Below are 14,443 nucleotides of genomic sequence, written 5' to 3' on the forward strand. Positions count from 1 at the left end.
AAATAAGGAAGTGATTTAGATTTTAGGGAAGAAGGATTATGCCACGTCCAATTACCGCAGTGATTCATCAAGCTGCACTCAAACATAATCTGGCTGTTGCGCGTGCCGCAATGCCTGACAGCCAAGTTTTTGCCGTGGTCAAAGCCAATGCCTATGGGCATGGCATTGAACGCGTGTATCAAGCATTTAAATCTGCCGATGGTTTTGCTTTACTCGATATTGAAGAAGCAAAACGCGTGCGTGCCTTGGGCTGGACAGGGGAAATCCTGTTGCTGGAAGGTATTTTTTCAGCGCAAGATTTATATGATTGTGCGCAGTATCAACTCAGCTTTACCGTGCACAATGAGCTGCAAATTCAATGGTTACAGCAGTTTCCTGCTGCAGCACAATTCAAAGTATTCGTAAAAATGAACAACGGCATGAATCGTTTAGGGTTCACGCCAGAACGCTATGTGCAGGCTTGGCAACAGCTGCAAAATTTGGCATCCGTTCAAGAGCTGGTGCATATGATGCATTTCTCTGATGCTGATGGCGAGCGCCAAGGGCAGGCGGGAATTGAATACCAACATCGAGTGTTCCAGCAGATTGTAGAGCAGTATCCAGCGCCTTGTTCAATCAGCAATAGTGCGGCCATTTTAAGATACTCGACCCAGCTACGCTCAGATTACGCACGTAGTGGCATCATGCTGTATGGAAGTTCTCCAGATTTTCCAAGTCATAGTATTCAGGACTGGAACTTACAGCCCAGCATGAGCTTGCGCAGTGAGCTGATTGCGATTCAACAGTTAAATCCAAACGACAGCATTGGCTATGGCTCAAGTTTTGTTGCAGACCGACCAATGCGCGTCGGGATTGTGGCATGTGGCTATGCCGATGGCTATCAACGCATTTCACCGACAGGTACGCCTGTACTGGTGAACGCTATTCGTACCCGCACTCTAGGGCGTGTCAGCATGGACATGCTTGCGGTTGATCTCGACCCGATTCCCGATGCGCAAATTGGCAGTGAAGTGGTGTTGTGGGGTCAATCGAGTTCGGGTGCCGTATTACCCATTGATGAAGTGGCAGCAACCTCTGGCACAGTCGGCTATGAGCTGATGTGCGCAGTGACTGCACGCGTCAATTTTTCAATTCAGGAATAAGGAATTTTAACCATGTCACAACAAGATATTCAGCGCTTCAATACCACGCCGGTGATGAGCGCCGTAACCGTTTTTAACAACGTGGTGTATTTGTCGGGCCAAGTGCCTAAAAATCCTGATTTGGATATTACGGGTCAAACACAAGATGTGTTGAATACCATTGACCAGCTTCTGGCTCAAGCCAATAGCGATAAAAGCCGTATTTTGTCGGCACAATTATTTTTGAAAGATTTGTCTGATTTTTCTGTCGTGAATGAAATCTGGATCGACTGGTTGAAAGATCATGCAACACCTGCACGTGCCACCATTCAAGCCGATTTGGTGAATCCAAAATGGCTGATTGAAATTGCAGTGGTTGCAGCACAAAAGTAAGGCATCTAAGGACGGAGGAAGTACCGATGGTCAGTGCAGGCATTGTATCAACCAAGAAGGTTTAGATTGCACTGACAAGGACGAAGGTTTGGTTTTATTTCAATAATGATTGCTCGTGAGAGCGAGATAAAGCCAAGCCATGGAAAGGAATAAAAAAAGGATGTTGAGTTATGACCACGACGCGTCAGCCACAAGCAGAACAGGCAACTCATGAGTTGCAACGCAAGCTCTCCAATCGTCATTTACAATTGATCGCAATTGGTGGAGCTATTGGTACAGGCTTATTTATGGGTTCAGGGAAAACAATCTCCCTAGCTGGACCTTCAATTTTAATTATCTACATGATCATTGGCGGTATGTTCTTTTTCCTGATGCGTGCATTAGGTGAAATTCTGCTGTCCAATCTGCATTACAAATCTTTCATCGATATGGCGCACGATTTAATCGGTCCCGCTGCGGGCTATTATATCGGTTGGTCCTATTGGCTCGGTTGGATCTTGGTGGGTATTGCCGATCTCGCTGCCATCATCAATTATCTGAATTTCTGGTTACCACCTGACATGGCGTTTACCCCAATCGGGCAGGCCCTGATTAGTGCAGGCTGTGTATTGCTGGTTCTTGGTCTGAATCTGTTAACTGTTAAGCTCTTTGGTGAAATTGAATTCTGGTTTGCATTAATCAAAATTCTCGCCATTTTAGGCTTGATTGTGATTGGTGGCTTTATGGTATTCAGCCATTTCCAAGCACCGCAAGGTTCAGTGGCCAGCTTTAGTAATGTCTGGGCAAATGGCGGCATGTTCCCGAAAGGCACCAGTGGCTTCTTGGCAGGCTTTCAAATCGCCTTGTTTGCGTTTGTCGGTGTCGAGTTAATTGGTACTATGGCGGCAGAAGCCAAAGACCCTGAAAAGAACTTACCTAAAGCTGTAAATGCGATTCCAACCCGCATTATTTTGTTCTATGTATTGGCGTTATTTATTGTGATGTCGGTCACCCCATGGAATGAAATTCCAGCGGATCAAAGCCCATTCGTGAGCTTATTCTTGCATGCAGGGATTGGTGGTGCAGCAGTGATTATGAATTTGGTGGTGTTATCTTCAGTAATGTCATCCATGAACAGTGGTGTGTTCTCGACCAGCCGTATGCTCTACGGTCTATCTAAAGGACATCAGGCACCAAAAGCGTTGGGTGAATTATCCAGCCGTGCTGTTCCTGCCAAAGGCTTACTTTTCTCCTGTATCTTCATTATGGCGGGTGCGGCATTGCAGTATTTCGTTCCGAATACTGTAGAAGCATTCACTTTGGCAAGTTCATTGTGTGTGATTCTGTTTATCAGTATTTGGAGCCTGATTATGGTCTGCTATATCCGCTACCGTAAATTACGCCCTGAACTACATGCCAAGTCGAAGTTCAAAATGCCGGGTGGTGTCTGGATGTCCTATGTGGTGTTAGTGTTCTTATTCTTCACCTTGGTCATTTTAAGTCTAGAGCCAGATACTTTACGTGCCTTAATCATTAGTCCGATTTGGCTGATTATTTTGGCAATTACCTATCGCGTGTTGTATTTACCTCGCGTGAAAAAGAGCATGTTAAAGCAACAACTGGATAGCTAAGCGATCCATCCTTGATGCTCCGAATGATCAAGAAAGCCCTGTGTAAACAGGGCTTTCTTTTTGTCTAAACGGACTCAATAACTTCGAATGATGTGTTCGATAATTGTATGATTTTATGCTTAAAAGCTATTTAAATCGTGTGCTTTGACTTTTAATGAAGCACTTTAAAATTTTAACAATCGTTTATGCGTAATTATAAAATTGATCTCCTGCGCGGGGTTTCTATTCTCTTGGTGCTGATTCACCATTTCAATATTCCTTATAAATTGCAGGATACATTTTTGGGTATCCAGATTGGCGGTGAAAGTCTGAGCACCTTGATTGCACGAAATGGCAATTATGGTGTGACCATGTTTTTTGTTATTTCTGGTTTTTTAATTACTCAACACAGCATCCAGCGCAGCGGGTCTTTGGCACAGATTCGGCTGAAAGACTTTTATATTCGGCGTATTGCTCGAATTCTACCGTGTCTGGTGTTATTGGTTGCAATCGTCACCGTACTGGGGGCTTTGGGAGTGCCACCTTTTATCAATCAGTCACCTAATGGGGTCGAGATGCCTTATGCAGTAACCGTACTCTCTGCTTTTAGCTTTTGGATGAACCTGCTGATTATTGAATACGGTTGGGTCAATTATGCCTTGGGGGTATTGTGGTCTTTATCGGTTGAAGAAGTTTTCTATTTAGCATTTCCTGTGCTGTGTTTGGTCCTTGGTCGAGGCAAAGGCTTTATTTCTTTTCTGCTCATTATCATCGTCTATGCACCGTATTTTCGTGCCCTGCATTTTGGAGATGCAAGCGGTGCTTATCTTTATCATTATTTTTCTAGTTTTGATGGGATTGCTATTGGCTGTCTCACTGCAATTTATGCGCAACATTTTAAAGCTGCCATTTACACTCCTAAAGTGATCGTTGTTGTGACAGCATTTCTGATGATGGCTTTATATTTTTATGCGCCAATCAAAGAAGTAAGCACTTGGGCGATCAGTGTGTTTGCATTACTCACGGCATTGTTATTGTTGTGCTTTCAACAGAACCAAAATCATAAACCTACTTCATTTGTGGCAAAGGGTTTGATCTGGATGGGGCAGCGTAGTTATGAAATGTATCTGTTTCATTTGATTGTTTTGGGTTTAATCAAAGCGGTGTATTTCCCCAAAGAAACACTCACAGCTGAAAAGTTGATGTTGCTGCCGCTTTATTTTATAGCGGTATTCATCTTGAGTTGGGCGATAGAAAAGTATTATTCGGTTCCGCTGAATGTAAAAATTCGTCGCTATTGCTTAGGTTCATCATCCTGATTACTCAAGATGCGGTTGATTTGTGCAGACATAAAAAAGCCCCAAATCAATCGGGGCTTTTTAATTAGATGAATTTTAGAATGTCGGTTTAACCACCACCAAAATAACCACGGCAAATAAAATCAAGGTTGGCATTTCATTAAAGAAGCGCCAGAACTTGTGTGACTTGTAATGGGCATTGCCAATCAGTTTTTTACGGTAGTAACCACAGACAAAGTGGTAAATCACCAATAGGCCAACCAAGCCAACTTTCAAGTAAAACCAGAGCGCTTCGTGATAGTGACGCGTCGCATCACCCCAATCTACCAAGAAATGTGCCGTAATCAGCGTAGCGATCATCGAGGGCCACATAATACCGCGGTATAACTTGCGTTCCATCACTTCAAAGCGCTGATGACTGACAGCATCTTCACTCATCGCGTGATAGACATATAAACGAGGGAGGTAGAAGAGCGCAGCAAACCAACAAACGACTGCAATGATATGTAATGCTTTTACCCAAAGGAAAGCATCAGAAGGAGCATCCATCAATTCACCCTTTTAAGGGCAGTGTGGAAAGTTGATCATTCACTGCATGGGCAATGAATGATCAAGATTTCTTAAATTAGCCTTCCCATTTTTTGAAAATGAGACAAGCATTTACACCGCCAAAACCGAAACTGTTACTCATCACAGTATTCAATTTTGTATCGCGTTTTTCAAGTACGATATCAAATGGTTTTGCGCCTTCATCAAGTTCAGTCACGTTGATGTTTGGTGCAATGAAGTCATTTTGCATCATCAATACAGAGTAAATTGCTTCTTGTACGCCAGCAGCACCCAAGCTGTGACCAGTCATTGACTTGGTTGAGCTGAGTGGAGGAACTTGACCTTCACCAAATGCACGTTCCATTGCCAACAACTCTGTTACGTCACCAGCAGGAGTAGAAGTACCGTGTGTATTCACATAGTCAATCTTGTCTACGCCGTGTTGTTTCGCTTCTTCAAGTGCCATGAGTACACAACGTGTAGCGCCTTCACCAGATGGTGCAACCATGTCAGCACCGTCACTGTTCGCAGCATAAGCCACGACTTCAGCTAAGATGTTGGCACCACGTGCTTGAGCGTGTTCAAGTGATTCAAGAACCACGAAACCACCACCGCCAGCAATTACGAAACCGTCACGGTCAGCAGAGTATGGACGAGAAGCAGTTTCAGGTGTGTCGTTGTACTTCGAGCAAAGCGCGCCCATCGCATCAAACAACAAGCTTTGTGACCAGTGATCTTCTTCACCGCCACCCGCAAGCATGAGGTCTTGTTTACCGAGTTGAATCAGGTTGTACGCATAACCAATCGCATCTGCAGAAGTTGCACAAGCGCTGGTAATGGTGTGTGCAACACCTTGCATTTTAAATGCAACGCCAACGTTCGCTGTAATCGTGTTCGACATGTTACGTGGTACGAAGAACGGACCAACTTTACGCGCACCTTTAGTGTCAAGGAGTTCTTTCATTTCAATGACAGAAGCTGTTGAACCGCCACCTGAACCACCAGCAATACCGTAGCGTGGGTTACCGCCAATTTGTTCTGCTGTCAAACCAGCATTTTCAACTGCAGCCACTGCCGCATTGTAGGCATACATCGCACACACGCCCATAAAGCGTTTTAATTTACGGTCAATGTGATCGAAATCTTGTTCTGCTGCTGCACTGATGTGACTTTTGAAATTAAGTTCAGCATAAGTCGGGTTGAAACGTGTTCCAGAAATCCCGTTTTGCAATGAATGAGTGACATCTTCTAAAGTGTTACCGATACATGAGTTGATGCCCATACCAGTAATAACAACACGTTTCATCTACAGATCCCTTATATGGTGATATTTTGCGTGACTGTATGCAGTCAGGGGAGAGCCTTTATGCTACAAGTCTTCATATGTTTGATTTGAACTCATAATAGCAGAAAGATTTTTGAATTCTTATGGCAAATATGATGCGTATTTGGAACAGCGGAAAAAAGCCGATTTCGACAAAGTTCTTAACTAAAAGAAACAGTTTGATGTTGAGATAAACTTAGACTATACCTAGTATTTAGCGAGAAATGAAAGAATTGAACAAGAAGGGTCAAGAATGACAGAAGCTAATAATAAACAATCAACAGGATTCCTCTCAAATGCCTTTGGGGTGGCTAAAAAGCTCAGCCAAACAGGAATTGATGTTTTGCAACATGTTGCACCAGGCTCTGTGGCTGCCTATCCGCAAGGTGCGGGAAATTCAGCTTTTATTGAAGGAAAAGCGCATTCAAAGTCTGCTTTTGACAAGAAAAAATATCAAGATGCACAGCAGATTTTACGCGAACACTTTCCGCAAGTTTCTCGCCAACTTTTAGGTCGACACTATTCTAGAGTGAACAATGTGGCGAGTTTTGTGGCACCCCAATATACCGATAAAATTAGTGATTACTTTTTTGAACGTTTAAATGCTTTTAGTTCTGATATTAGCTCGGTGGATGATGTTCTGGATCAAGCTGGGGTAAAAGATCTTGAAACTCTGACTCAAGATATTGATCGATCAAAACGGATCAGTCAGGCTTTGGCTGAACAGAATAAATGGATCGCTTCTTTACAAGGCATGCTGACAGGAGCTACGGGTACGCTTGGTTCCAGTGTCGATATTCCATTGTCGTTAATTTTATCGTTACGCACCATTTATCAAGTGGGGCGTGCTTATGGTTTTGAGCTAAATAAAGATACCGAGCAAGATATCGTCCAGTTCATTTTTAAACAGATTGACCTCGGGCTGATTGCAGAAAAGCAAACTTTGTTGATGGCGTTAAAAGCGTTGTCACAGATGTTGCAAACGCATGATCTTGGACAGTTACAATATCTCCTTGGTTCGAGTAACGATATTGAGGCATTGAAAAAGTGGCTGCACAATGAACAAGGCGACTACAAATGGGCTTGGATGAATAAAATTCCAAACTATGCGTTCTTAAGTAAATTAACCCCTGTTGCAGGCGCAACGTTAAGTGCGGTATATAGCTGGAAATTGATTGAAGATGTCAATCAAAAAGCCCAAGTCGTATTTGCACAAGCGCGACAATACATTCAACAGCATAAAGATGTTGAACTTTCGGTGGTAACGGCTTACGAGCGTTCATTGGCTTTGTTGGCGCAGGCAGCACCTAAACTACTCACTGAAACCGTACAGCCAAGCTTGGTGGAAGCTGAGTCATTCAATGATGCAACAGAGGTGACACTGGACCATCATCAAAATATTGCCAAGGTTCAGGTCAAGCGAAAAACTGTCGCCAAACCAAGAGATGCAACTGCTCAACAACAGCAAATTGAGCAAGGACTGGAAAAATTAGCCGGTGATTGGGTTGAACCGCATGACAAAATGCAGCAACAATCGGCATTAACATCTCAAGCCGTCGAGGTTCTTGTGGATGGTGCTGTAGAGCAGATTGAAAATCCTTTGGCAGAGCCAGTTGTTGCAGCAAAACGCCCGCGCAAGACGTCTGCAAAAAGGGTTACAAAAAAGACTACGCCACCGACTGAACAGTAAACACCGAAAAGTGTTTAAAAAATGGCAAGAAAAACTGAAAGCCTGATGGATTGGTGCTTTGCTTAGGTTGACCATTTTTGCATCTTGACTTATAATTGCATGCCCTCAAAAAGTAGTATTTTTTGGGGCTTTTTATTAACGGGAGAATTGCCATATGGCAACAACAAATCAGTTGATCCGTAAGGGTCGTACGACTTTAGTTGAAAAATCTAAAGTTCCTGCGTTGAAGGCTTGTCCACAACGTCGTGGTGTTTGTACACGTGTTTACACAACTACACCTAAAAAACCTAACTCAGCAATGCGTAAAGTTTGCCGTGTTCGCTTAACTTCTGGTTTTGAAGTTTCTAGCTACATCGGTGGTGAAGGCCATAACCTACAAGAGCACAGTGTTGTTCTTATCCGTGGTGGTCGTGTTAAAGATTTACCAGGTGTACGTTACCATACCGTTCGTGGTTCTTTAGACTGTGCTGGCGTTAAAGATCGTAACCAGTCACGTTCTAAATACGGTGCTAAGCGTCCTAAGAAATAATCTTTCGAGATTAGCTTCTTAGTTCTCTAGAACTGCAATCCTTTATCGTCTCGCTTGTCTGATTTCTGCATTTATTTTGTGAAATTCAAGCGACGTGTAGTAAGGCCAGCGAAAGCACATGACACTTTGTGCTACGGCTGGATTAACCTGAAGTGTCATATATATAGGTAGTTTAAAATGCCAAGACGTCGCGTAGTTGCTGCTCGTGAAATCCTTCCGGATCCTAAGTTCAGTAGCCAAACAATCGCTAAATTCATGAACCACGTAATGCAAGATGGTAAAAAATCTATTGCTGAAAGTATCGTTTACGGTGCTTTAGACCGCGTTCAAGAAAAAAACAAAGTAGACCCAGTTGAATTTTTCGAGACTACTCTTGAAAAAGTTCGTCCTATGGTTGAAGTAAAAGCACGCCGTGTTGGTGGTGCTACTTATCAAGTACCTATGGAAGTACGCCCATCCCGTCGTACTGCCTTGGCTATGCGTTGGTTAGTAGATGCTGCTGCTAAGCGTTCTGAAAAAACTATGGCTTTACGTCTTGCTGGTGAGTTGCTTGATGCAGCTGAAGGTAAAGGCGCAGCGGTTAAAAAGCGTGATGACGTGCATCGTATGGCTGAAGCCAACAAAGCATTCTCACACTACCGCTTCTAAGCGACTAAAACAGCCCCTATTCAGGAGGGTGACAAGCTGGCTTACGCTAAATTGTCATCGAATCGCTTTAAGCTGTTCGCCAGCTTAAAGCGTCCTGTTTTAAACAACAAAATTTAGGAATGCTAGAAATCATGGCTCGTCAAACCCCAATTTCTCGTTACCGTAACATTGGTATCTCTGCGCACATTGACGCAGGTAAAACAACTACCACTGAACGTATTTTGTTCTACACAGGTGTATCTCACAAAATTGGTGAAGTACACGATGGTGCAGCAACAATGGACTGGATGGAGCAAGAGCAAGAACGTGGTATTACCATTACTTCTGCTGCTACGACTACTTTCTGGTCTGGTATGGGTAACCAATTCGAACAACACCGTATCAACGTAATTGATACTCCGGGACACGTAGACTTCACAATTGAAGTTGAACGTTCTATGCGTGTTCTTGACGGTGCTTGTATGGTTTACTGTGCTGTAGGTGGTGTACAACCTCAGTCTGAAACTGTATGGCGTCAAGCGAACAAATACCAAGTGCCTCGTTTAGCATTCGTGAACAAGATGGACCGTACAGGTGCAAACTTCTTCCGTGTTGTTGAACAAATGAAGACACGTTTAGGTGCATCTCCTGTACCTGTAGTGATTCCTATCGGCGCTGAAGAAAACTTCCAAGGCGTAATCGACTTGATCGAAATGAAAGCGATCATTTGGGATGAAGCTTCACAAGGTATGAAGTTTGAGTACGGTGACATTCCTGCGGAGCTTCAAGCTTCTGCTGAAGAATGGCGTACAAACATGGTTGAAGCGGCTGCTGAAGCTTCTGAAGAGCTAATGGACAAATACCTAGAAGAAGGCGATCTTTCTAAAGAAGATATCGTTGCTGGTCTACGTGTTCAAACTTTGGCTTGTCAAATTCAACCAATGCTTTGCGGTACAGCGTTCAAAAACAAAGGTGTTCAACGTATGTTGGACGCAGTAATTGAATTCTTACCATCGCCTACAGAAGTTAAAGCGATTGAAGGTATTCTAGACGACAAAGCTGAAACTAAAGCAGTTCGTGAAGCGTCTGACGAAGCACCATTCTCTGCACTTGCGTTCAAAATCATGAACGACAAATTCGTAGGTAACTTAACATTCGTACGTGTTTACTCTGGTGTACTTAAACAAGGTGACTCTGTTTATAACCCAGTTAAATCTAAACGTGAACGTATCGGCCGTATCGTGCAAATGCACGCGAACGATCGTCAAGACGTTGAAGAAATCCGTGCGGGTGATATCGCTGCGTGTGTAGGTCTTAAAGACGTTACTACAGGTGATACACTTTGTGATGAGAAAAATGTCATCACACTTGAGCGTATGGAATTCCCAGAGCCAGTAATTGCATTGGCTGTTGAACCAAAAACTAAAGCTGACCAAGAAAAAATGTCAATTGCTTTAGGTCGTTTGGCTAAGGAAGATCCATCATTCCGCGTTCGTACTGACGAAGAATCTGGTCAAACAATTATTGCTGGTATGGGTGAGCTTCACCTTGACATCATTGTTGACCGTATGAAGCGTGAATTCGGTGTTGAAGCAAACATTGGTAAACCAATGGTTTCTTACCGTGAAACGATCAAAAAGACAGTTGAACAAGAAGGTAAATTCGTACGTCAAACTGGTGGTAAAGGTAAATTCGGTCACGTATACGTACGTTTAGAGCCAATGGATCCTGAATCAGAAAAAGATTACGAATTCGTTGAAGAAGTTGTTGGTGGTGTAGTTCCTAAAGAATTCTTCGGTGCGGTTGACAAAGGTATTCAAGAACGTATGAAGAATGGTGTCTTGGCTGGTTACCCTGTTGTGGGTATCAAAGCGACATTATTTGACGGTTCTTACCATGATGTCGACTCTGACGAATTGTCGTTCAAAATGGCTGGTTCTTACGCATTCCGTGACGGTTTCATGAAAGCAGATCCTGTTCTTCTTGAGCCTATCATGAAAGTTGAAGTAGAAACTCCAGAAGACTACATGGGCGATATCATGGGTGACTTAAACCGTCGTCGTGGTATGGTTCAAGGTATGGACGATCTTCCTGGTGGAACTAAAGCAATTAAAGCTGAAGTACCTCTTGCTGAGATGTTTGGTTACGCGACTCAAATGCGTTCTATGTCTCAAGGTCGTGCGACTTACTCAATGGAATTTGCTAAATACGCTGAAACTCCACGTAACGTGGCTGAAGGCATTATCGCTAAATTCCAATCTGGCGGTAAAAAAGGTGACGACGAGTAATCTTTCGATTACTATAAGCCCAAACTAATTTTTTAGTTAATAACCAGTTGCTCATGCAGTGATCCTGCATGAGTAGTTTAAAAAGGAAAATCAAATGGCTAAGGCTAAGTTTGAACGTAATAAGCCACACGTGAACGTGGGCACAATCGGTCACGTTGACCATGGTAAAACTACTTTAACTGCTGCGATTGCAACGATCTGTGCAAAAACTTACGGCGGTGAAGCTAAAGATTACGCAGCTATCGACTCTGCACCAGAAGAAAAAGCACGTGGTATTACAATTAATACTTCACACGTAGAATACGATTCTCCAACTCGTCACTACGCTCACGTAGACTGCCCGGGCCACGCCGATTATGTTAAAAACATGATTACTGGTGCTGCTCAGATGGACGGCGCGATCCTTGTATGTGCTGCGACTGATGGTCCAATGCCACAAACTCGTGAACACATCCTTCTTTCTCGTCAGGTAGGTGTACCTTACATTCTTGTATTCCTTAACAAGTGTGACCTTGTTGATGATGAAGAATTACTTGAATTAGTAGAAATGGAAGTCCGTGAACTTCTTTCTACTTATGACTTCCCAGGTGATGACACTCCAATTATCCGTGGTTCTGCTCTTGCTGCGCTTAATGGCGACGCTGGTCAGTATGGTGAGTCTTCAGTTCTTGCTCTTGTTGAAGCGCTTGACTCTTACATCCCAGAACCAGAACGTGCTATCGACAAAGCATTCTTAATGCCAATCGAAGATGTATTCTCAATCTCTGGTCGTGGTACTGTGGTAACAGGCCGTGTTGAGTCTGGTATCGTTAAAGTAGGCGAAGAAGTTGAAATCGTTGGTATCAAAGATACGGTTAAAACAACTGTAACTGGCGTAGAAATGTTCCGTAAACTTCTTGACGAAGGCCGTGCGGGCGAGAACTGTGGTGTTCTTCTTCGTGGTACTAAGCGTGAAGACGTACAACGTGGTCAAGTACTTGCTAAACCAGGTACAATCAAGCCACACACTAAATTCGACGCAGAAGTATACGTACTTTCTAAAGAAGAAGGTGGTCGTCATACTCCGTTCCTTAACGGTTACCGTCCACAATTCTATTTCCGTACGACTGACGTAACTGGCGCAATCCAATTACAAGAAGGCGTGGAAATGGTAATGCCTGGTGACAACGTTGAAATGTCAGTAGAATTAATCCACCCAATCGCAATGGACCCAGGTCTACGTTTTGCGATCCGTGAAGGTGGTCGTACAGTAGGTGCTGGTGTTGTTGCGAAAGTAACTGCATAATCACTTTATTGTGTGAAAAAAGCGCTCCTTTGGGGCGCTTTTTTTATATGTATAGATTTCATAAAACGAATTTTTTATTGGATTTTGATTTATTAAACATAGTTGTAATTGTCAGACAATTTCCCCTTAAAACTGTCCTTAACTGATAGTTCCTTGACCCTATCTGCCCTTATCGCTTGTGGTGAAAAACGTAATATTAGAAACAAGAAAAACAAGCATAAAGCAGGTTAGACCGTAGGGGTCTATAGGAGTCTCAGGATGAATGCTAAGGTAAAAATTACCAATCGCGCAGGTGCAAGTTTCCCTGTACGCCATATGAATTTTAATTTTGAAAATGTGCCTGAATATTGGATGAATGGTTCTGCAGGGCTGACACATTTTATGACCGCATTATCGGCACTATTTCCAGCAGGTGAGCAATTCTTTATTGATAGTGTACGTGCAGTTCGTTATCACCCCGCCATTAAAGACAATCAGGCTTTGCAAAAAGAAATCAGTGCCTTTATTGGTCAAGAAGCCATGCATACCCAAGAACATGTGGGCTTTAATGCTTCAGCACAAAAGTACGGACATGATGTCGCGCGTTTAGAACAGCAAACTGATCAAGTCATTCAAGGTTTTCGTAAAACCGCTGCTATTTTGTTTAAGCCTCTAGGTGTTACCCAAGAAATGATCGACTTGATGGGAACTACCGCGCTGGAACACTTTACGGCAACCATTGCCTCGCAATTACTGATTAATCGACATATTCAGGAATTGATGACTGATGAAACCATGTCGACCATGTGGTACTGGCATGCAGTCGAAGAGAATGAGCATAAAGCCGTAGCTTACGATGTCTTTGAAGGGGTTTTTGGAACGGGTATGAAAGCTTATTTCGCGCGTTGTGGCTCTTTAATTGCGGCCATGGCAACCTTATTTGTCGTGCAAAGCTATTTTGTCTTACGCTTATTAAAACAAGACAAGCAACTTAATTTTAAGGCTTTAAAAGACATCTACATTTATGGCTATAGTCCGTCCAAAGGCATTATTACAGGAATGGGACGTGAAATGCTGGCGTACTTTAAACCAGGCTTTCATCCAAATCATTTGGATACCATCAGTTTATTGGCGAACTGGAAGGCGAAACTAGGTTTGTAGCGCTAGATTCTAAACTTGAAACAGCATGGGGAGATTAAAAATATCCCTGTTGTTGTTCGTTTCTAGGCAAAAAATTTTTATAATGCCTGTTCATATAGATCAGTAAGATGAACAGGCATGATTCGTTTAATGCAGCACAGCGATGTCAATGCTGTCGCTCAAATTGAAAAATTGGTGCAAAGCCATCCTTGGACAATCACGCAATTTCAGGATGCAGTAGAGAGTTACCAAAGTACGGTGATTGAGCAGGCTGGGCAAGTGGTGGGGTTTTGCATTTTACAGCCTGTCTTGGATGAAGCGAATTTACTCTTGATGGCGGTTCATCCGAATCAGCAGGGCAAAGGCTTGGGCTATCAGCTATTAGATCAATCGATTGCACTCTTAAAAAATCAACCTGTACAAATTTTTTTGGAAGTGCGGGAAAGTAATCAGGCTGCAATAGCATTGTATGAAAAATCGGGTTTCCATCAGATTGATTTGCGTAAAAATTACTATCCCTGCCCAAATGGCGGACGCGAGCATGCCATTATTATGGTCAAAGCCTGTACCGATGATTTTTCGCAATTGTTTAAATAGCCTTGGGTGGAGCCAATTCGCTCCATCTTATATG

13 protein-coding genes are annotated in these 14,443 nt (G+C 43.1%); 11 read left to right on the forward strand and 2 right to left on the reverse strand.

Annotated elements, in window-relative coordinates; genetic code table 11:
* The first annotated feature begins 38 nt into the window (after positions 1–38).
* From alr to ACWQ4X_RS10935, 4 genes are all read left to right on the forward strand, one after another.
* On the forward strand, positions 39–1,142 hold the full coding sequence (gene alr, locus ACWQ4X_RS10920; RefSeq protein WP_457903659.1) for an alanine racemase: 1,104 nt from the start codon (positions 39–41) through the stop codon (positions 1,140–1,142).
* A gap of 12 nt (positions 1,143–1,154) precedes the next feature.
* Positions 1,155–1,514: a RidA family protein gene (locus tag ACWQ4X_RS10925; protein ID WP_142767898.1), complete on the forward strand. Its 360-nt coding sequence runs from the start codon at positions 1,155–1,157 to the stop codon at positions 1,512–1,514.
* A 170-nt stretch (positions 1,515–1,684) separates the two neighbouring features.
* Positions 1,685–3,124, forward strand: a complete 1,440-nt coding sequence (locus tag ACWQ4X_RS10930; protein WP_457903660.1) for an amino acid permease — start codon at positions 1,685–1,687, stop codon at positions 3,122–3,124.
* A gap of 185 nt (positions 3,125–3,309) precedes the next feature.
* On the forward strand, positions 3,310–4,422 hold the full coding sequence (locus ACWQ4X_RS10935) for an acyltransferase family protein (protein ID WP_457903661.1): 1,113 nt from the start codon (positions 3,310–3,312) through the stop codon (positions 4,420–4,422).
* Positions 4,423–4,497: 75 nt separating this feature from the next.
* Here the strand turns inward: ACWQ4X_RS10935 and hemJ are convergent, their stop codons facing one another.
* Together hemJ and ACWQ4X_RS10945 are read right to left on the reverse strand one after the other, a co-directional pair.
* Complete coding sequence (gene hemJ, locus ACWQ4X_RS10940; protein ID WP_142767901.1) at positions 4,498–4,950, reverse strand: protoporphyrinogen oxidase HemJ; 453 nt, start codon at positions 4,948–4,950, stop codon at positions 4,498–4,500.
* Between the two features lie 76 nt (positions 4,951–5,026).
* Positions 5,027–6,256, reverse strand: coding sequence for a beta-ketoacyl synthase N-terminal-like domain-containing protein (locus ACWQ4X_RS10945; protein ID WP_100242959.1), 1,230 nt, complete (start codon positions 6,254–6,256; stop codon positions 5,027–5,029).
* 271 nt (positions 6,257–6,527) lie between these two features.
* Here ACWQ4X_RS10945 and ACWQ4X_RS10950 point away from each other — a divergent pair, with 271 nt between their 5' ends.
* The 7 genes from ACWQ4X_RS10950 to rimI all read left to right on the forward strand — a co-directional run bounded on the left by ACWQ4X_RS10950 (position 6,528) and on the right by rimI (position 14,409).
* Positions 6,528–7,964: an EcsC family protein gene (locus tag ACWQ4X_RS10950; protein ID WP_457903662.1), complete on the forward strand. Its 1,437-nt coding sequence runs from the start codon at positions 6,528–6,530 to the stop codon at positions 7,962–7,964.
* A gap of 154 nt (positions 7,965–8,118) precedes the next feature.
* Positions 8,119–8,493, forward strand: coding sequence for a 30S ribosomal protein S12 (gene rpsL, locus ACWQ4X_RS10955; protein WP_000246374.1), 375 nt, complete (start codon positions 8,119–8,121; stop codon positions 8,491–8,493).
* A 177-nt stretch (positions 8,494–8,670) separates the two neighbouring features.
* On the forward strand, positions 8,671–9,141 hold the full coding sequence (gene rpsG, locus ACWQ4X_RS10960; protein ID WP_004694929.1) for a 30S ribosomal protein S7: 471 nt from the start codon (positions 8,671–8,673) through the stop codon (positions 9,139–9,141).
* Positions 9,142–9,272: 131 nt separating this feature from the next.
* On the forward strand, positions 9,273–11,408 hold the full coding sequence (gene fusA, locus ACWQ4X_RS10965) for an elongation factor G (RefSeq protein ID WP_457903663.1): 2,136 nt from the start codon (positions 9,273–9,275) through the stop codon (positions 11,406–11,408).
* Positions 11,409–11,502: 94 nt separating this feature from the next.
* Positions 11,503–12,693 carry an elongation factor Tu gene (gene tuf, locus ACWQ4X_RS10970; protein ID WP_457903664.1) on the forward strand — a complete coding sequence of 397 codons (1,191 nt, stop codon included), beginning with the start codon at positions 11,503–11,505 and terminating at the stop codon, positions 12,691–12,693.
* 258 nt (positions 12,694–12,951) lie between these two features.
* Entirely contained in the window at positions 12,952–13,833 is an 882-nt protein-coding gene (locus ACWQ4X_RS10975; protein WP_457903665.1) for a metal-dependent hydrolase, read from the forward strand.
* A 117-nt stretch (positions 13,834–13,950) separates the two neighbouring features.
* The gene (gene rimI / locus ACWQ4X_RS10980; RefSeq protein ID WP_457903666.1) at positions 13,951–14,409 is read left to right on the forward strand and encodes a ribosomal protein S18-alanine N-acetyltransferase; all 459 of its coding nucleotides are present in this window, start codon (positions 13,951–13,953) and stop codon (positions 14,407–14,409) included.
* The last annotated feature ends 34 nt before the right edge of the window (positions 14,410–14,443 follow it).

The organism is Acinetobacter sp. NigerLNRRAM0016 (genome assembly GCF_054112845.1).